Origin of the sequence: Marinobacterium lutimaris (genome assembly GCF_900108065.1) — a bacterium.
Taxonomy (GTDB): Bacteria; Pseudomonadota; Gammaproteobacteria; order Pseudomonadales; family Balneatricaceae; genus Marinobacterium_D; species Marinobacterium_D lutimaris.
Window position 1 is genome coordinate 2195235 of record NZ_FNVQ01000001.1, and the last position, 17952, is coordinate 2213186.

General features: G+C 57.5%; 16 protein-coding genes and 1 other RNA gene. 5 read left to right on the forward strand and 12 right to left on the reverse strand.

Annotated features, from left to right (window positions below):
• Positions 1-40: 40 nt before the first annotated feature.
• The 12 genes from C4S72_RS10220 to C4S72_RS10275 all read right to left on the reverse strand — a co-directional run bounded on the left by C4S72_RS10220 (position 41) and on the right by C4S72_RS10275 (position 11954).
• Positions 41-487, reverse strand: a complete 447-nt coding sequence (locus tag C4S72_RS10220; RefSeq protein WP_104002901.1) for a YcgN family cysteine cluster protein — start codon at positions 485-487, stop codon at positions 41-43.
• A 2-nt stretch (positions 488-489) separates the two neighbouring features.
• On the reverse strand, positions 490-777 hold the full coding sequence (locus C4S72_RS10225; protein WP_104002902.1) for a YcgL domain-containing protein: 288 nt from the start codon (positions 775-777) through the stop codon (positions 490-492).
• Between the two features lies 1 nt (position 778).
• On the reverse strand, positions 779-1963 hold the full coding sequence (gene rnd, locus C4S72_RS10230) for a ribonuclease D (protein WP_104002903.1): 1185 nt from the start codon (positions 1961-1963) through the stop codon (positions 779-781).
• A 9-nt stretch (positions 1964-1972) separates the two neighbouring features.
• Entirely contained in the window at positions 1973-2572 is a 600-nt protein-coding gene (recR, locus tag C4S72_RS10235; RefSeq protein WP_104002904.1) for a recombination mediator RecR, read from the reverse strand.
• Between the two features lie 2 nt (positions 2573-2574).
• Positions 2575-2901: a YbaB/EbfC family nucleoid-associated protein gene (locus tag C4S72_RS10240; protein WP_104002905.1), complete on the reverse strand. Its 327-nt coding sequence runs from the start codon at positions 2899-2901 to the stop codon at positions 2575-2577.
• A gap of 19 nt (positions 2902-2920) precedes the next feature.
• Positions 2921-4945, reverse strand: a complete 2025-nt coding sequence (gene dnaX, locus C4S72_RS10245) for a DNA polymerase III subunit gamma/tau (protein ID WP_104002906.1) — start codon at positions 4943-4945, stop codon at positions 2921-2923.
• Positions 4946-5117: 172 nt separating this feature from the next.
• On the reverse strand, positions 5118-5978 hold the full coding sequence (locus tag C4S72_RS10250; RefSeq protein WP_104002907.1) for an aldo/keto reductase: 861 nt from the start codon (positions 5976-5978) through the stop codon (positions 5118-5120).
• 438 nt (positions 5979-6416) lie between these two features.
• Positions 6417-7772 (reverse strand): dicarboxylate/amino acid:cation symporter, encoded by a 1356-nt coding sequence (locus C4S72_RS10255; RefSeq protein ID WP_104002908.1) that lies wholly within the window; start codon positions 7770-7772, stop codon positions 6417-6419.
• A 315-nt stretch (positions 7773-8087) separates the two neighbouring features.
• An RNA gene (gene ffs, locus C4S72_RS10260) (signal recognition particle sRNA small type) lies at positions 8088-8184 on the reverse strand.
• A 146-nt stretch (positions 8185-8330) separates the two neighbouring features.
• Entirely contained in the window at positions 8331-9353 is a 1023-nt protein-coding gene (locus tag C4S72_RS10265) for a TIGR01620 family protein (RefSeq protein ID WP_104002909.1), read from the reverse strand.
• Complete coding sequence (locus tag C4S72_RS10270; protein ID WP_160115494.1) at positions 9350-10789, reverse strand: YcjX family GTP-binding protein; 1440 nt, start codon at positions 10787-10789, stop codon at positions 9350-9352. Before C4S72_RS10270 ends, C4S72_RS10265 begins: the two co-directional genes overlap by 4 nt.
• A gap of 70 nt (positions 10790-10859) precedes the next feature.
• Positions 10860-11954, reverse strand: a complete 1095-nt coding sequence (locus C4S72_RS10275) for a LysR family transcriptional regulator (RefSeq protein ID WP_200826712.1) — start codon at positions 11952-11954, stop codon at positions 10860-10862.
• 161 nt (positions 11955-12115) lie between these two features.
• On the opposite strand from C4S72_RS10275, the gene C4S72_RS10280 reads away from it, so the two are divergent.
• The 5 genes from C4S72_RS10280 to araD1 all read left to right on the forward strand — a co-directional run bounded on the left by C4S72_RS10280 (position 12116) and on the right by araD1 (position 17949).
• Positions 12116-13144, forward strand: coding sequence for a TRAP transporter substrate-binding protein (locus tag C4S72_RS10280; protein WP_104002911.1), 1029 nt, complete (start codon positions 12116-12118; stop codon positions 13142-13144).
• Positions 13145-13196: 52 nt separating this feature from the next.
• Positions 13197-13790, forward strand: a complete 594-nt coding sequence (locus C4S72_RS10285) for a TRAP transporter small permease subunit (protein WP_200826713.1) — start codon at positions 13197-13199, stop codon at positions 13788-13790.
• A gap of 19 nt (positions 13791-13809) precedes the next feature.
• On the forward strand, positions 13810-15108 hold the full coding sequence (locus tag C4S72_RS10290) for a TRAP transporter large permease (protein WP_104002912.1): 1299 nt from the start codon (positions 13810-13812) through the stop codon (positions 15106-15108).
• Positions 15109-15175: 67 nt separating this feature from the next.
• Positions 15176-16918 (forward strand): IlvD/Edd family dehydratase, encoded by a 1743-nt coding sequence (locus tag C4S72_RS10295; protein ID WP_104002913.1) that lies wholly within the window; start codon positions 15176-15178, stop codon positions 16916-16918.
• 29 nt (positions 16919-16947) lie between these two features.
• Positions 16948-17949 (forward strand): AraD1 family protein, encoded by a 1002-nt coding sequence (gene araD1, locus C4S72_RS10300; RefSeq protein WP_327332637.1) that lies wholly within the window; start codon positions 16948-16950, stop codon positions 17947-17949.
• Positions 17950-17952 lie beyond the last annotated feature (3 nt).

Consider the following 17952-nt stretch of genomic DNA (forward strand, 5'->3'; position numbering starts at 1 on the left):
CAGAAATAGCAAGGCAGGGAAAAACAGAGATCCCGGCTGATCAGCCGGGATTGATGACGTAGTCGACCAGGTCCTCTTCGTCGATCTGATCGTCGGTAATGTCGTAGATATCGATAACCGATGCATGAGCCTTGATCGGGCTGCGGCGGTCACCGGTCACCAGCGGATGCCACTCAGGCAGCTCCTTGCCTTCATTCAGCAACCGGTAGGCACAGGTCGGCGGCAGCCAGTTGAGCTGTTCCACGTCATCCGGTGTCAGCTGGATACAGGTAGGCACAAGCTCGGTACGTTTCTCATACTGGGTGCAGCTGCAGTCCGAGGTGTCCATCAGATGGCAGACCACCGTGGTGTAGAAGATCTCCTCGGTATCCTCATCCTCGATCTTGTGCAGGCAGCAGAGCGCGCAACCGTCGCAGAGCGACTCCCACTCCTCGCGATTCATTTCGCGCAGGGTTTTACGGCGCCAGAACACCTCCTGGGCGACCATGCTCAGCGCACTCCGGTAACTGGGCGGTTGGCGTGCAGATCGAGCAGGTATTGTTCTTTCGGCGGCGGCATCTGCAGGTAGTAACCTTTTTCGGTAATTCCCTCCAGCACCTTGTCGGCATCGGCACGGGCCAGCTTGCGTTCCGCCTTCATCGGCATATCCATCACATGCACCGGCTGGCCAAACATCTCCAGCAACGCCTCAGGCACCCGCATCAGTGCCTCGCGCTTGTCGACGTAGAGGTACATTTCGTCCTTGCGCGGACTCTTGTAGATACTGCAAATTTTCATACTAGTTCTCTTGTTCGAATTGTTGCAGCTGCTCAAGCAGCGCCTCTCCCACCAGGGGTTTACGCCATCCCTGGAGCGTGGGCGGTAGTGTGTACCCACCCACAGACGAGCGCGACTGGATAAGCGCATCGAGATCGCGCTTTCTCAGCAACACTTCGACCGCAATTCCCTGCTCTTCTGCGATCTGACGACCTATCGCCTTGAGCACCTTAATGCGCTTATTCCAAGCATAGTGCAACGGCCGCTGGATCGGCTCCGGTGGCACTTCTGCAGCGGAGTGCTGCGCGTTACGGATACAGTTCAGTATCGTCTCGCCATGATCCTTGACCACCTTTCGGCGCAGCTCCGGCACCCGCCCCAAGGCCTCCGTCGTCTGCGGCCAGCGCTCGATAATGCTGAGCAGGTGCTGGTTGCGCAGCAGGCGGTTGCGCGGCACATCCTGGGCACGGCAAGCCTGCTCTCGCCAAGCGGTCAGATCACGCAGCGCAGCACGCTTCACCTCAGATATATTCCATACCTGGCTGAAACGCTGGTAATAACTCAGCCCCTGGGGATCGGTATCGATCACTGACAGACGCAGCACAGAGCATTCCTCCATAACCCAGTCCAGACGACCCAGGTTGCGCAGCTGCTCCTGCAGCTCCATCGCGATGGCCGGCAGGTAGGCCACATCCAGCGCCGCATAGTGCTCCTGCTCTGGCGTCAGCGGGCGCTGCATCCAGTCAGACGTGGTCTCGCCCTTACCCAACTGCACGCCCAGCGCATGATCAACCAGGCGCTGCAGCCCCATACTGAATCCCCAGCCGGCAAATGCCGCCGCCACTTGGGTGTCGAACAGCGGCTCGGGCAGCACACCGTAGCTGTTGAGCAGCAGTTCCAGGTCCTCACTGCCGGCATGAATCAGCTTGAGCACCGAGCCATCCGCCATCAGCTCGACAAACGCGGAAAAGTCCTCGATACAGAGCGGATCGATCAGGTAGCAGTTATGCTCGTCCGCCAGCTGGATCAGCCCCGGGCGTGGGTAGAAGGTATCTACCCGCATAAACTCGGTATCGAGCGCTACCATCGGCAGCTGCCGCCAACGCTCGCAATGCTGCGCCAGCGTCTCGCTGTCCCTGATCCAACAGGGAGTCGCAGCCGAGCGCTCCAGTTCCTGCCAATCCCATGCCCTGGACTTTTCCGTCATGTCACTTCCTTAACGCAGTGAACGGCGACCCGCCAGCGCATGCGCCAGGGTCCCACCGTCAACATACTCCAACTCACCGCCCACCGGCACACCATGCGCTATGCGGCTGATTTTCACCGGATGATCGCTGAGCTGCTCGGCGATGTAATGAGAGGTCGCCTCCCCTTCCACCGTCGGATTGGTGGCCAGTATCAGCTCCTCAACAGAGCCATTGATCACCTTGCTCAACAGCTTGTCGATCCCCAGTGCATCCGGGCCTATACCATCGATCGGTGACAGCCGCCCCTTGAGCACAAAATAGAGCCCGTTGTAGCCGCCGGTCTGCTCGATCGCCATCATGTCGACAGGCGATTCAAGCACACAAAGCAGGCCACGATCACGCGCTTCGCTGCTGCAGATCTCGCAGACCGGGTCTTCCGACAGGGTACGGCACTCAGTGCACTCACCGATCTTCTCGACCGCTTCAACCAGCGCGCCGGAGAGCGTCAGCGCTGCGCTGCGATCCCGCTCGAGCAGGTGCAGCGCCATGCGCTGAGCCGATTTAGGGCCAACGCCCGGCAAACAGCGCAGGGCATCGACCAGATTTTGCAGAAGAGGACTGAACGCCATAATCAGAACGGCATCTTAAAGCCCGGCGGCATGCCCATGCCGGAGGTGACCTTGGACATGCGCTCCTGGGTGCTCTGCTCGATCTTGCGCACCGCATCGTTCACGGCCGCCGCGATCAGGTCTTCCAGCATCTCTTTATCTTCTTCCAGCAGGCTGTCATCGATGCTGACTTTCTTCACATCGTGACGGCCGTTCATAACGATGCTGACGAGACCCGCACCAGACTCACCGGTGCACTCTGCATTGGCGATCTCTTCCTGCGCCTTCTGCATGTCTTCCTGCATCTTCTGGGCCTGCTTCATCAGGTTGCCCATGCCACCTTTCATCATCTCGCTTACCTCTATTTTCTTAAGACGGGTCTACTGGTGTGACAGATTCTTCATCGATACGTGCCCCGAACTGCTCGAGGATCTGCTGCACGACCGGGTCGGCCTTCATCGCCTCTATCGCATCAGCCTTGCGCTCAGCCCTGCGGCGCTCGGCAAACTGCGCCGGCGTCTCGCGGGTCTGTAGCGCCAGCTTGTACTCCACAGTCAGCGCTTCGCCGTAACGGCTTTTCAGTGCGCCGGCGATACGTTCACGCTGAGTTTGGTTGAGCAGGGCTTCCTGTTCCGCATTGTAATGAAAGCACAGATCGGCGCCGTTCACCTGTTCCAGGGAAAGACTGCGCGCCAGGCTTTCGGTCATGCCGGTCAGGCCGATCTCGGCGGACAGCACAACCCAGTGTTCAGGCGTCAATTGTTCAACACTGGCGGGCGGCGGTTCAAGACCGGCCAGCAGGACAGCAACAGAAGGCGAAGGACCGGTTTTCTGCGCAACGACCGCAGGCCTGTTTTCCGGCTTTACTGTTTCCGGTTCAGGCTGGGGTGGTGCCGCAGACACCGGCGCAGGGGCCGGTTCAGGCTTTTTTGCCGGCGACTCCTCGTAATCTACGGGGGCGGCGTCGTACTCATCCCAGGGCGGCGGCTCCTCCATCGGCGGAGGGGCCATCTCATTCTGCGCCACTGCCTGCTGCGGCTGGGGCTTCTGCTCTATAGGCTGGGCCGCGGTCCGCGTTGGCGGCTCTGGTTCTGGTTCAGGCGCAGGAGCCGGTTGAGGAACCACCTCAGCCGGTGCAGGCGTTTCGACCGCCGCCCTAGGCTCTGGCTGAGGCTGCAAGGGCTGAGCCTCTTTTTCAGCAGCGACAGGCGCGGCTTTAACAGCAGCAGACGGCTCTGCCTGGGCTGCCGGAGCCGGTGATACGGGAGCTGCTGCAGCGGCCGGCGGCTCGGTAGCGCTCACGGCCGCGCCAGCCGGACGGAACGCCAGCATTCTCAGCAGCACCATCTCCAGGCCTTCGCGGGCGTGCGGTACAAACGGCAGATCCTTTCGGCCCATCACGGCGATCTGGTAGTAAAGCTGCACATCCTCGGCACGCATGCTCGCGGCCAGCGCCCTCACCTGCTCCAGGTCACCCAGACTGTTATCCACCGCTGTAGGTACCGCCTGCGCCAGCGCAATGCGGTGCAGCAGACTGATCAGCTCGCCTAGCACACTGGAGTAGTCGGGCGAGAAGTCGGCCAGCTCAGCACTGGCGGCCAGCACCTCGGCGCCATTGTGGCTCGCCACCGCTTCCAGTATCCGGTACACCAGTCGCTGGTCGATGGTGCCGAGCATGGCGCGCACATCCGGCTCGGTAATACTGCCGGCACCAAAAGCTATCGCCTGGTCGGTCAGGCTGAGCGCATCACGCATGGAGCCGTCAGCAGAGCGCGCCAGCAGCCAGAGCGCCGGGTCTTCAAAGCTGATGGTTTCCGCCTCAAGCACATGACGCAGATGGCTGACGATGCGCTCAGGAATCAGGTTTTTCAGGTTGAACTGCAGACAGCGCGACAGGATGGTGACCGGCAGCTTCTGCGGATCAGTGGTCGCCAGCAGGAACTTAACGTGGGGAGGCGGCTCCTCCAGCGTCTTCAACAGGGCGTTGAAGGAGTGGCTGGAGAGCATGTGCACCTCATCTATCAGGTACACCTTGAAACGCCCATGGGTCGGTGCGTACTGGACGTTTTCCAGCAGCTCCCGGGTGTCTTCCACCTTGGTGCGCGACGCCGCATCGACCTCGATCAGATCGACAAAACGGCCCTCGGCGATTTCGCGGCAGGCGGTACACTGGCCACAGGGTTCGGAAGAGATCCCCTGCTCACAGTTCAACGACTTGGCGAACAGTCGCGCAATGGAGGTCTTACCCACCCCGCGCGTGCCGGTAAACAGATAGGCATGATGCAGGCGGTCGTCATCCAGCGCGTTAACCAGCGCTTTTAGAACATGCTCTTGCCCCACCATCTCCTGAAAGCGGCGGGGTCGCCATTTTCGTGCCAGTACCTGATAGCTCATTGTGCCTCGTGCAGCTTGCGTCCGTAACTTTGCAGGGGGCCGATATTAGCATGACAGGAGTGCGGAGTCGTTAGCCGACGACCCCGAGATCCGTCTGGAGAGCAGACATGAAAAACCCGCTCCTTTGTTAAAGAAAAGAGCGGGTTGTGTTTAATGCGGGTCAGAGGGAAGTTCAGCCCTCGCGATAGACCGGGAAGTGACTGGCATCGCCGTAGTCGCTGATCTTCTCCATACCCTTCAGCACAGTCATATCCGCGTCAGAGATCACGAAATCCAGGTCCGCATTGTTTTTCATATGCTCCGGATTAGCGGTTTTCGGCAGCGGCAGAAGACCCAGCTGAAGATCGTAACGAATACAGAGCTGCGGTACAGAAACACCGTACTTCTTCGCCATATCGGCAATGGCGCCATTTTTGAACAGCTCTCCATGACCCACCGGTGAATAGGCCTCAACCAGTAGGCCCTTTTCCTCGGAGTACTGGATCAGCTGCGTCGGAGTATTGCTGATATGCGCCAGTATCTGGTTTACCACCGGCGCTACCGTGCAGGATTGCAGAATATTGTCGATATCGGGAGCGGTAAAGTTGGACAGACCTATGGCGCGCAGTTTGCCGGCTTTCTGCGCATCTTCCAGCGCCCGCCAGGCTTCGCGGTTACCCTCAAAAAAGCGATCAGTCTCACCGAAATTCCCCCAGGGCTGAGGACTGTGAATAATCATCATATCGATGTAATCCAGACCCATGCGCTGCAGCGATTCGTCAATCGCCTGCACCGCGCCCTCATAGGATTTGTACTGCGCCGCGAGCTTGCTGGTCAGAAAGATCTCGTTACGATCGATACCGCTGCTCTTGATCGCAGTGGCAACCTCCGCCTCGTTACCGTAATCCTGCGCCGTATCGATATGGCGATAGCCGAGCTTCAGCGCATCCCGCACTGCCTGCTCGGCACTCTCGCCGGTAATCAGCCAGGTACCCAGGCCCAGCTTCGGAATCTGCACGCCATTGGACAGCGTGTACGTTTCGCTCAATACCATGAATTACTCTCCTTTTCATAGATATGACCGCAGTGTAACGCCAGAGATGAACACCATTGCACCTCGGCCGGGAAACTCTCAGTTTCCAGTTAGGACAACAGGGACAGGATGAAGATTCAGAAAACGGATAGACAGAAATGGCTGGCAGAGCCGGCGCCGCCAGGGTCGAAAAAGCGACAGGTATAACGGGTTAAAATGTCTGGCGGTGGTAACACCTGTGCCTGTAGATCGGATTGCTGTTCCACCGGCTACAGCCGAAAACCCGTTCTTGCACGTATCGCTCTGAAAAGGCCGAAACAGAAGCCTTATGCCCTGACAGGAAAAAGTCGAGGGCGACCGGGAGATTCCTGTCGCCCTCGACTGAGTTGATTTTGCATGAAAGGTTAAGTGAGCCCCTGATATCGCCGCTGAAAAGCTGTGACAGGGGCCCCTCTACTGTCAGTGTTTGTGCGCCGCTGTGACGAGCTCAGCTTCCGCCTCCGCATCAATATGCATATCCGCAGGAGTAATAAGCCCGGCATCCGGGTCGTTGAACACAGACATGTCGATCTGACCTTCGCCCTTGGCCACAATACTGGTCACCACAGCATCGCCAGTGATATTCACCGCCGTACGGATCATGTCCATGAGACGGTCAACACCCAGTATCAGCGCGACCCCTTCGATCGGCAGCCCCACCTGTCCGAGCACCATGGTCAACATTACCAACCCGACCCCTGGTACACCGGCCGTACCAATGGAAGCCAGAACCGCCATGGCAATGACCGTGAGATAGCCGCTAAGACCCAGATCGATACCATAAACATTCGCCAGGAATACAGTCGCAACCCCCTGCATGATTGCCGTGCCGTCCATGTTAATGGTTGCACCAAAAGGAACACAGAACGAGGCCACTGAGTTATCGACCCCCACACGCTCCGTTACCGAGCGCAGGGTGACAGGGATGGTGGCATTCGACGAAGCGGTCGAAAAGGCAAAAATTTGCGCCGGCCGCATCTTAGCCATGAAGGTGAAGGGATTAAGACCTGAAAATAGCTTAAGGATTATCATCAGCGTCACAAACAGATGCAGGAACAGCGCTCCCACCAACGTGAACACATAGGCCAAAACCGGTGCAAACAGCTCAACGCCCTGCTCGGCAAAGGTCTTGGCTATCAGGGCAAACACCCCAATTGGCGCAACGCTCATGACGATGGTGACAATTTTCATCATCACCTCATTCATATACTCGCAGCCCTCCACAAAGGCTTTCGAGCGGTGACCCAGCATCATCACTGCGACGCCAAGCACAATGGTGTAGAAAATGATCTGCAGCATCTCGCCATTGGCGAAAGCCGCCACCGGATTGGTCGGCACGATAGCAGCAAAGACATTCCAAACGGTCGGCGCCGCCTTGCCCTCAACGCCGCCGGTATCAACGCCGACCATATCGAAGTTATTGCCGGGCCCGACCACCACAGCGATCGAAATGGCAATGGCAATCGCAAGAGCTGTGGTCATCAGATAGAGCGCGAAGCTCTTACCACCTACACGGCCCAGCAGCCGGATATCACCTATCCCGGTTACCCCGGTGATCAGAGAAAAAAATACCAGTGGTACCACCAGCATTTTGAGCGCATTCACAAACATCTTGCCGATCATCGCGAAGAGACCGCCAACAATGTGCGTATTAACGAAGTTATTGTCGATGATGTTGAAAATCACGCCTAAAATAACGCCAGCGATCATCCCGATCAGAATTTTGGAAGTCAGCGAAAGCCTTCCACTGCGTTTAACCGTGCCTGATTCAGTCATCCAAATCCCCTGTGCTATCAAGTTTTCACAACAGCTTCCCGCACATTTCAGGATAATCTAAATTTTTCGAAAATCTGCAAAAACTCAATTGCGTTTATGTATCGAGTAGACTTAGAGGGGATGAAATAGGCTGTGCAGACGCGCTATCGAAGACAAAGAATCAACGCAGGTGACGGTATCAAACGGAGTGTCGAGAAAATTGGATAGGCTGTTGCTCGCGGGTATCGAGGGTATCGAGGTCTACCTTGGGTTACACCAAGGCGATACTGAGCAAAAAACACGAGGAAATAACCCAGCTGGGGAAACTGGGGGTGGCCCCACCAGCCACATCCCGGCACACGAATCCACCGCTGTGGCTGCTCCCTTCCGGGCCTGACCAGGTTCACGGCTTCTCGTTGCGAGAGGACCGGCAGAGCCACCATAACGTGGCTTACGCCTTGTTCCGATAGAGGTTTAGCGCCTCACATCGAAACAGGCGCGCAGTATAAGCAGCGTGTTCTGCGAATGCAAACCCGATTTATCAAACCGGGTTTTGATTGCACAGATAAACGGGTTCGGCTACTTAGATCCCCCCAAACGCTGCACTATGCCCTTGGCCACCGCATCGAACACCCGCCCCTCGTCACGCTCAAGCGGCAGTGGGCGGCAAAGCTTCTGCGCCTGCAAACCGGTGCGGGCCGTGAACAGGCCTGCGCCCAGCCCCTGCCCCGCCCGCGCCGATAGAGTCGAAGTAAGCGAACTGCCCAGGGCCGCGGAACCGGCATCGATCGCCATTTCACTGGCGCCGGCAAATGCCAGGCCGTGCAACACGCTTTTCAGCAGCTTCCATTGCGCAGCGGCTCCCGGCGCGATGCCATAAATCCCGGCGATCTCACGCAGCATTCTCAGGTTGCGCCAGCCCACCAGCAGCATGTCGAACGTGGCCCAGGGGCTCAGCGCCACCATTACCCCTGACTCGACGCTATAACGCTGCACACAGCGGCGTGCGGCAGCATCCTGGCTTTCCAGCGCATGCCGCGACAGGAACTGCACCACCTCCCTATCGCTATAGGCCGAATCGAGCTCCCTGATCGCATCGATCACACTGCTGTGCCCGGCCTGGTCCTGGTAACGGCGCTCAAGGCCAGCCAGCAAGGCCGCCGATCGACCCTGACCGCTATGCTCCAGCAGCTCACGGGCACGATCATGCAGGCGCTCGGTATCACGCAGCTGACGTAACCCTTTGAAACTGCGCCAGATCTGCACGCCACCGCTAATGGCCAGCAACGCCAGGAGTACCGAAAAACCTATGCCGACACCAAGGTGAATAGAAAATCCCCAGCTCAGCAGACGGTAGAGTTCTGCACCGACACCGGTCACCACAACCGCACCCAGCGAAAAACCAAACAACTTCTTCCAGCCACGTCGCCGACGTGGCGCTGGCGACTCAATCAGCTCGACGCCTTCGTTATCAGCGATATCGACCACCTGATCCAAGGGCACCTCCTGCACCCGCGCAGACTCTTTCGGAGCCTGCTCAGCTGCCTCAAGCTTGTCGAGGTCAAGCCAGACCGCACCCTGTCGACGTTTAGACTCGCTCATCGAAACAGATCCCCCGTCATATACTCCAGCACCTGATCCAGCCTTATATGGTGCTTCGCCTCCAGATCGTTCAGCGGCAGACGCCGGGGCGCGAAGTCGATAAACCTGAAGCGCTCCTCATTCCAGTCATCGGCGCCCGGCAGCTCCGTGGGCACCTCGCCCGGAAACAGCGCCACCTCCTCACCGTTCTCCTTACTGATGCCACGCAGACAGGAAAGCACTTGGCCATCCATCTGCGCCTGGGCCGCCTGAGTCGAACGGATAGACGACAGCGCCAGCGAGCGGGTCTCTATGCCGTCGAAACGGATATTGCGCTGCGCTTCCTCAACGATCAGCTCCAGAAAGCGATCCAGGTTGTGGTGTTGGTTGGCGGTGACATGATCGGCCTTGGTGGACGCGAACAGTACCTTGTCTATCCGTGGCGCGAACAGACGCCGCAGAAAACCGGAGCGGCCGTAGTTGAAGCTTTCCAGAATCGCACTCAGCGCCGCTTTCATATCCTCAAAGCAGGCCTCACCGCGATTCAGAGTCTTGAGACAGTCCACCAGCACAATCTGGCGATCAAAACGGGAGAAGTAACGGCTGTAGAAAGGCTTGATAATCTGCTCGCAATACTGGTCATAGCGCGACCTGAGCAGATCGAGGTAACTACCGGCGGGGACCTCTCCCGACGGCCAGTGATCGATCATCAGCGGGAACAGCTCGATCAATTCACTGCCGGCATATTCACCGGGGAGTACCGCACGCCCGGGCTGCAAAAGGCTCAGCCCATCCGGACCTGTGCGCAGCTGCTGCAACACCGAGGCAAAACCATCGGCAAGGCGGCGCAGCACAGCGGGATCCGCCGGCGCCGTCCAGTCGATCTCACCCAGCTGGGCCAACCAGCCCTGAGCCACTTTCGCGCGCGGTTCACCGGCGAAGAGCTGCGTCTGCTGTTCGCACCACTGCTCAAAACTCATCTCCAGCAGCGGCAGGTCCAGCAGCCACTCGCCGGGATAATCGATGATATCCAGATACAGGGTGCCGGTTTCCCCCAGCACCCGCCTTAATCCCGCCGGACGACGATAGCGAATTGCGAGGCGAACCTCGGAAAGCCCGGTGGTGGATTCTGGCCACTGCGGCGGATCCTGGGACAATCCAGCCAACGCCTGGCGCAATGGAAAAGGATGCTCGGAAGCGGTACTCAGATCACGACTGCTGACCACCCGACCACTGGCCGCCACCTCGAAAAACGGCAGCGAACCGCTACGATGAGCGTGCAACAGATGATGAACCAGCGAGGTGATAAAAATGGTTTTGCCGCTTTGACTCAGCCCGGTTACGGCAAGCCGTAGATGCCGTTCGGTACTCTGTTCGGCGAATTCATGCAACCGGCTGCGGGCCAGATCCACCCGTTCGTCACCGATCCAGTGTTTTAGCTTTCGACCTACACCCATTCTTTCTCCCGTAACTGCAAACACCCTTTTCAGACAGACGGCTCGCTGCTTAGTGCCGCTGTGCAGAGACTCAACTACGTTTTCGAGTGTAGTTTTTCCCCTGACGCAGCAACGATAGCACCGCACGAGAAGCCGGAGACAGCAACTCTTCGCCGCGGTGAATAAGGCCATAAGGCTCCAGTATCCGTGAAAGATCCCGCTGCAATCGTGCCTCTACGGCCACATGCCCCACCATGCCATATTTCATATAGTGCGCTACCGCCGCATCAGGCAACAATGTCAGCATGTCATTCTTTTCCAACAGATTAGTGACCATCAGCAAGTTCTCCGCCGTCACGATATGATTGGGCAGGTTCAGCCCACTGCGCTGGAACAGCGCCTCAAACTCGGCGCGCATTACACTGCCAGCGGGTGGCAATACCCACTCTTTATCCAGCATATCTTTCAACGCAAGACGCACCCCATTTTTAATCAATGGATGCTCCCTGCGGGCACACACCACCACCGGTTCCGGCGAATAGGGTTTGGGATAAGCGGGATCAGGATAGCTGGATTGGGCAAAAAACGGCGATCCGCCCCCCGCCTCACCGGGATAGACCGGTTCAGGATACTCCGGCTGAGGAAAAGCCGATTTATGTTGAATCGGCTCATAACAAAAGTTGAGGTGGGCAAAAGCGTGCTGGATACGCGCCACCAGAATGTCCAGCTCACCATCTTTCAGTATTCCCAACAACTCTTCGCTGGACCCGGTACGAATAGTGATCTCAAGATCAGGGTGGGTTTCCCTGATTCGGTTAATCGTTTCCGGGATCAAGTCAGTACAGGGCGTAAGTACGGTACCGATTCTTACGTGCCCACTTAACCCCTGACGAATCGAATTAACCTCATCAAATGCATTATCCAGCGTTGTCAGCATCGCCCTCGCATAGCGGATCATCGTCTCACCATAGACGGTTGGCATAACGCCTCGCGGGTGGCGCTGAAACAGCTCGACATTCAGCCCCTCTTCCAGCTCTTTCAACAGCTTGGAAATAGCTGGCTGAGAGATCCCCAAACCCTCCGCCGCATGATTCAGATTGGCGGTCTCACCCAACGCAGACAGGACCAGTAGATGCCGATGTTTCAGCTTGGCTCTGATAAACCAGTTGGTGTTAATGGTACGCATACTTGCCTCGATATATTCAATTAAATATATCAAAGCCTGAATTTAGTATTTGTTCAACATACCCCGCTATTTTAACCTCCATCATGCTCGCTAGATGGACCAACCGGCATGCACCCGACGAGTTGGTCGCACGATAAAAAAAACAACCGGAGTATTTAAGGATGAGTAAAATTCGCTTCCGTCCCGTCGCAGCGATTAGCGGCATTGCTGCAGCTGTAGCACTGTCCACCAGCCTGTCCGCCCAGGCATCACAGCTGTGGAAATTCCAGATCAACGTCAACGCCGGTGACGAACAGTTCAAGATCGCCGAAGAATGGGCAAAAAACGTCGCTGAAAAGAGTGATGGGGAGATCGAAATCGAACTCCTGCCGAGCAGCTCAATCGTTGGCAATAATGAAACACTCGACGCCGTTGGCGCAGGCATTCTGCAGGGCCATATCACTGACCCGAGCTACTTCGCCGGCAAAAACCCGGCCTTTGCCGTTTACGGCAACATGGTTGGCGCCTGGTCTGACCCTTACCAGTTCCTCGATTACATGCGTAACTATGGTGGCGAAGAGCGTTACAACGCCCTGGTAGAGCCTTACAACGTTCACTTGATTCGCGCCGGCGCCATGATCCCCGAGGCACTGATCACCAAACGTAAAATCGAAACCATGGAAGACTTTAAAGGCCTGAAGATCCGCGCCCCTGAAGGCATGGTCTCCAACATCTTCCAGCTGGCCGGTGCAGCCCCGGTCAATCTGCCCACCTCTGAGGTTTATACCGCACTGGAAAAAGGCGTAATCGACGCAGCGGACTACACCGTATTCGCCACCAACTACACCCAGGGATATCACAAGTACGCTCCGGCCGCGGCTTACCCGGGTTTCCACTCTATGCCGATGATGGGCATCTCCCTGAACAAAGACATCTGGGAAAGCCTTTCTGCGGAAGATCAGAAGATGCTGGAAGACTCCGTCGATGAATTTGTCGACGCACTCTACAACCAGTTGACCGAAGCAGACCAGGAGCAGGTCAAGATCGCCAAGGAAAACGGCGTGACTATCAGCACCCTGTCACCTGAAGAGCTGAAGAAGTTCCGTTCTGCTGCACAGCAAGAGTGGAACAACTGGCGCGAGAAAACCCCGGCCGCCAAAGATGCCGTAGAGAGCATCACTGCTTACCTGAAGCAGAACGACCTGCTCTAAAACCTCTGTAAAACGGCCCGCCAACAGGCGGGCCACAGACCGGACGACCCCCATGAGTAAATACCACCATCCCTCCGAATCGGAGCAGGAGCTGAGCGGCCTGCACGCCAGCAGCGAGCTGGACTCATCGCTCCCCGATGCTGATAAAGAGATCACAGCAATGGACCGGCTGGTTGAAAAAGCCGGGAAACTCTGTGCCTGGCTGGTGCTGCTTGCAATGGCAATCAGCGTTTACGAAGTAATCATGCGCTATGTCTTCAATTCGCCTACGACCTGGGTACATGAAACCACGACCTTCCTGGTCGCTGCGATCTTCGCTCTGGGCGGCCCTTACACACTGGCGCGCAACCGCCATATACAGATCAACGTACTGCACGACATCCTGCCTCCGGGCGGGCGCCGCTGGCTAAAGCTGGTGCAACTGCTGCTCGGCATCGGCTTTTGTGTGGCAATCGGTTACGCAGCGTGGATTCTCGCCTGGAACGCGACCCATACACCGGGTGGTGAATGGCGCCTGCAGACTTCCGGCTCCTCCTGGAATTCACCGCTGCCTGCGTTCACCAAGTTGATCGTACTTCTCTCTGTTGTACTGATGGCTGTCCAGCTGTTAGTCCGGTTCGGCGCTTTCTTCCGCCGTAAACCCTGATAGCTGCGAGTAATTCCCGATGACTATTGAAATAGCAACTTACCTACTGATCTCGTCGATATTCGGCTTGCTCATTATCGGAATTCCGTTGGCCTTCGTAACAGGCCTGGTCGCGGTCCTGTTTACCTTGGGTTGGTTCGGCCCTAATGCGATTCCGCTGGTTGGCAGCCGAATCTACGGATTTATCACTGAGTACTCCCTGGTCGCCGTACCGATGTTTGTCTTTATGGCCGGCCTTCTCGACCGTTCCGGCATGGCCAGAGACCTGTTCAACTCGATGCGAGTGTTCTCCGGACGCCTGCCTGGCGGTGTAGCGGTACAAACACTGGTGGTAGCGTTCTTCCTCGCAGCCATCTCCGGCATCATCGGCGGTGAAATCGTTCTATTGGGCGTCCTCGCCCTGCCGCAGATGCTACGCCTGGGCTACGACAAACGGATCGCCATCGGCGTGGTTTGTGCTGGCGGCTCGCTTGGCACCATGGTTCCTCCCTCCATCGTATTGATCATCTACGGCCTGATTTCCAGCGTCTCGATTGCAGACCTGTTCAAAGCCGCATTTATCCCGGCATTCATCCTGATGGGTGCGTACATGGCTTACGTGATTTTTATGTGCGCCAGAAACCCTGCTATGGGCGGGGCTCATATCACCGAAGACGATCAGCCCAAGATCAGCTTCAAGGAAGCGGTAAAAGGGATCTCTGGTCCGCTGATCATTGCCGGCATGGTGCTGGGTTCAATTTACGGTGGCATCGCCTCCGTCACTGAGGCTGCAGCCATGGGCGCAGCTGGGGTGCTGGCAGCAGTGAAGCTGCGCGGGGAGTTCAGTTTCAAGCTGCTGCGCGAGAGCCTGACACAAACACTGGAAACCTGCGGCATGATCGTCTGGATCGGCATCGGCGCTGCCTGCCTGGTTGGCGTCTACAACCTGATGGGCGGTAACCGCTTTGTCTCCAATGCGATTCTCGGGCTCGATGTCGCACCGATCCTGGTCATCCTGGTAATGATGCTGATCTTCCTGCTGCTCGGCATGTTCCTGGACTGGATTGGTATTGCCATGCTCTGCCTGCCGATCTTTGTCCCGATCGTAGTCCAGCTCGGCTTCAACCCGGTGTGGTTCGGCATTCTGTTCGCCATCAACATGCAAGTGTCCTACATAAGTCCACCCTTTGGCCCCGCCGCTTTCTACCTCAAGAGTGTGGCGCCACCAGATATATCACTGAAAGACATATTCGGATCGATGGTGCCCTTCATCGTCATCCAGCTCTGCGTCCTCGGCCTGATGCTCGCGTATCCCGAGATGACGACCTGGGCACTCTAACCCTTACCCCAAATTATTGACTCCGGCCCTGCGCGGGTCGGGAGATCACGAATAAGAGGCAATAATCATGAAAAAGAAGACAGATCTGCGTTCTGCCCAGTGGTTTGGCACCATCGACAAAAACGGCTTCATGTACCGCTCATGGATGAAGAACCAGGGCACCCCTGACCACGAGTTTCAGGGCAAACCGATCATCGGTATCTGTAACACCTGGTCGGAACTGACCCCGTGTAACGCCCACTTCCGCCGCATTGCCGACCGTGTAAAACAGGGCGTCCTGGAAGCCGGCGGCTACCCGGTGGAATTCCCGGTATTCTCTAACGGCGAATCCAACCTGCGCCCCACCGCCATGTTCACCCGTAACCTCGCGAGTATGGACGTGGAGGAAGCGATCCGTGGCAACCCGGTTGATGCGGTCGTGCTTCTAGCCGGCTGTGACAAAACCACCCCTGCCCTGCTGATGGGGGCCGCGAGCTGCGATATTCCAGCTATTCTCGTCACCGGCGGACCGATGCTGAACGGCAAGCACAAGGGTAAAACCATCGGTTCCGGCACCGCGGTATGGCAGCTGCATGAAGAGGTAAAAGCCGGCAAGATCTCCATTGAAGAGTTCCTCAGCGCCGAGCGCAGCATGTCCCGTTCGGAAGGCACCTGTAACACCATGGGTACCGCATCCACCATGGCCTGCATGGCGGAATCCCTGGGCGTTACTCTGCCTTATAACGCAGCTATTCCGGCCGTTGATGCCTCACGTTACACCCTGGCCCACCTGTCCGGCATGCGTATCGTCGACATGGTCTGGGAAGACCTGCGTCTCTCCAAGCTGCTCACCCGTGAAGCGTTCGAGAACGCTATCCGCACCAACGCCGCCATCGGCGGTTCCACCAACGCAGCGATCCACCTCAAGGCGATCGCAGGACGTATCGGTGTGGATCTGGAACTGGATGACTGGACCCGTATCGGCCGCGGCACCCCGACTATTCTCGACCTGATGCCCTCAGGCCGCTTCCTGATGGAAGACTTCTGCTACGCAGGTGGCCTCCCGGCAGTCCTGCGCACGCTGGGCGATGCCAATCTTCTGCCGCACAAAGACGCCCTGACCGCAAACGGCAAGACCCTGTGGGAAAACGTCTGCAACGCGGACAACTACAACACCGAGGTTATACGCACACTCGAAAACCCGCTGGTCGATGATGGCGGTCTTTGCATTCTACGCGGCAACCTGGCACCCCGCGGCGCCGTACTCAAACCGTCTGCAGCCAGCCCGCATCTGATGCAGCACCGCGGTAAAGCCGTAGTGTTTGAAGACTTTGACGACTACAAAGCCCGCATCGCAGACCCGGACCTGGATGTGGATGAAAACTCCGTCATGGTCTTGAAGAACTGCGGTCCGCGTGGTTATCCAGGCATGGCTGAGGTCGGCAATATGGGCCTTCCGCCCAAGCTGCTGGAGCGCGGCATCACCGACATGGTCCGTATCTCAGACGCCCGCATGAGCGGCACCGCCTACGGTACCGTTGTGCTGCACACCGCCCCGGAAACAGCTGTTGGCGGCCCGATCGCCATCGTGCAGAACGGCGACTGGATCGAGCTGGATTCCGCCAACGGCGCACTCAACATCGACATCTCCGATGAAGAGCTGCAGGCACGTCTGGACAAACACAATGCGGAAAAACCAGTAAACCCGCTGATCGCCCAGGGTGGCTACCGCAGCCTCTACATCGAGCATGTGATGCAGGCAGACGATGGCTGCGACTTTGATTTCCTTGTCGGTTGCCGCGGCTCCGACGTGCCGCGCCACTCTCACTGATGTCTGACCCCAACATCGAGGAACGCACAATGATTCGTCTTATTCAGTACATCGATTCAGACAACCAGCGTCGCGTCGGTATCGTCGATACCGTTGGCGGCGAGCAGATTCAGCGGCTCGAGGGCGCTGTCAGTGTTTATGCACTGGCACAGCAAGCCATCGAGAACTCCAGCGATCTTGAAACACTGGTCAAAAGTCTGCCAACTCGTGCCGAGGAAGCTACGCTCAGCTCCCTGCTTGAAGCCAAACGTGTGCTGGCACCGGTAGATCACCCTGATCCTGCGCACCTTTACGTCACCGGTACCGGCCTTACCCATACCGGCAGCGCCGATACCCGCGACAAGATGCATACCGCCGACAGTGCCGAGATCCAGCAGTCAGATTCCATGAAGATGTTCCGCATGGGCCTGGAAGGCGGCAAACCCGCCGCTGGAGAAGCCGGTGTGCAGCCGGAGTGGTTCTACAAGGGTGACGGCAGCATTGTCGTGCACCCAGAGCACAGCTTCCCGATCCCCTCTTTCAGCCTGGATGCGAGCGAAGAACCGGAACTGGTCGGCTGCTACCTGAATGGACCGGACGGAACGCCTTACCGCATCGGCTACGCGCTGGGCAACGAACTGTCCGACCACATCACCGAGCGCGAAAACTACCTGTTTCTGGCCCACTCCAAGCTAAGAGTCTGCTCATTCGGACCGGAGCTGCTGATCGGCGAACTACCCGAGAATATTCAGGGCACCAGCCGCATCCGCCGGAATGGCGAGCCGATCTGGGAGAAAGCCTTTGCCAGTGGTGAAGCGAACATGTCGCACACCTTCGCGAACCTGGAGCACCACCATTTCAAATACAAACTGTTCTGTCGCCCAGGCGATATTCACCTGCACTACTTCGGCACCGCCACTCTTAGTTTTGCGGATATGCGTACCGAAGCAGGCGATCAGTTTGAAATCAGTGCTGATGCATTCGGTAAACCGCTACGCAACAACTGGGAAGTGGTCCAGGAACCGGACTGCGTCACTGTAAAAACGCTCTGAATC

What these genes read in the sequence shown, in the direction of transcription:
- C4S72_RS10220 (WP_104002901.1), bottom strand. Translation starts at nt 487, where the DNA reads ATGGTCGCCCAGGAGGTGTTCTGGCGCCGTAAAACCCTGCGCGAAATG.
- C4S72_RS10225 (WP_104002902.1), bottom strand. Translation starts at nt 777, where the DNA reads ATGAAAATTTGCAGTATCTACAAGAGTCCGCGCAAGGACGAAATGTAC.
- rnd (WP_104002903.1), bottom strand. Translation starts at nt 1,963, where the DNA reads ATGACGGAAAAGTCCAGGGCATGGGATTGGCAGGAACTGGAGCGCTCG.
- recR (WP_104002904.1), bottom strand. Translation starts at nt 2,572, where the DNA reads ATGGCGTTCAGTCCTCTTCTGCAAAATCTGGTCGATGCCCTGCGCTGT.
- C4S72_RS10240 (WP_104002905.1), bottom strand. Translation starts at nt 2,901, where the DNA reads ATGATGAAAGGTGGCATGGGCAACCTGATGAAGCAGGCCCAGAAGATG.
- dnaX (WP_104002906.1), bottom strand. Translation starts at nt 4,945, where the DNA reads ATGAGCTATCAGGTACTGGCACGAAAATGGCGACCCCGCCGCTTTCAG.
- C4S72_RS10250 (WP_104002907.1), bottom strand. Translation starts at nt 5,978, where the DNA reads ATGGTATTGAGCGAAACGTACACGCTGTCCAATGGCGTGCAGATTCCG.
- C4S72_RS10255 (WP_104002908.1), bottom strand. Translation starts at nt 7,772, where the DNA reads ATGACTGAATCAGGCACGGTTAAACGCAGTGGAAGGCTTTCGCTGACT.
- C4S72_RS10265 (WP_104002909.1), bottom strand. Translation starts at nt 9,353, where the DNA reads ATGAGCGAGTCTAAACGTCGACAGGGTGCGGTCTGGCTTGACCTCGAC.
- C4S72_RS10270 (WP_160115494.1), bottom strand. Translation starts at nt 10,789, where the DNA reads ATGGGTGTAGGTCGAAAGCTAAAACACTGGATCGGTGACGAACGGGTG.
- C4S72_RS10275 (WP_200826712.1), bottom strand. Translation starts at nt 11,954, where the DNA reads ATGCGTACCATTAACACCAACTGGTTTATCAGAGCCAAGCTGAAACAT.
- C4S72_RS10280 (WP_104002911.1), top strand. Translation starts at nt 12,116, where the DNA reads ATGAGTAAAATTCGCTTCCGTCCCGTCGCAGCGATTAGCGGCATTGCT.
- C4S72_RS10285 (WP_200826713.1), top strand. Translation starts at nt 13,197, where the DNA reads ATGAGTAAATACCACCATCCCTCCGAATCGGAGCAGGAGCTGAGCGGC.
- C4S72_RS10290 (WP_104002912.1), top strand. Translation starts at nt 13,810, where the DNA reads ATGACTATTGAAATAGCAACTTACCTACTGATCTCGTCGATATTCGGC.
- C4S72_RS10295 (WP_104002913.1), top strand. Translation starts at nt 15,176, where the DNA reads ATGAAAAAGAAGACAGATCTGCGTTCTGCCCAGTGGTTTGGCACCATC.
- araD1 (WP_327332637.1), top strand. Translation starts at nt 16,948, where the DNA reads ATGATTCGTCTTATTCAGTACATCGATTCAGACAACCAGCGTCGCGTC.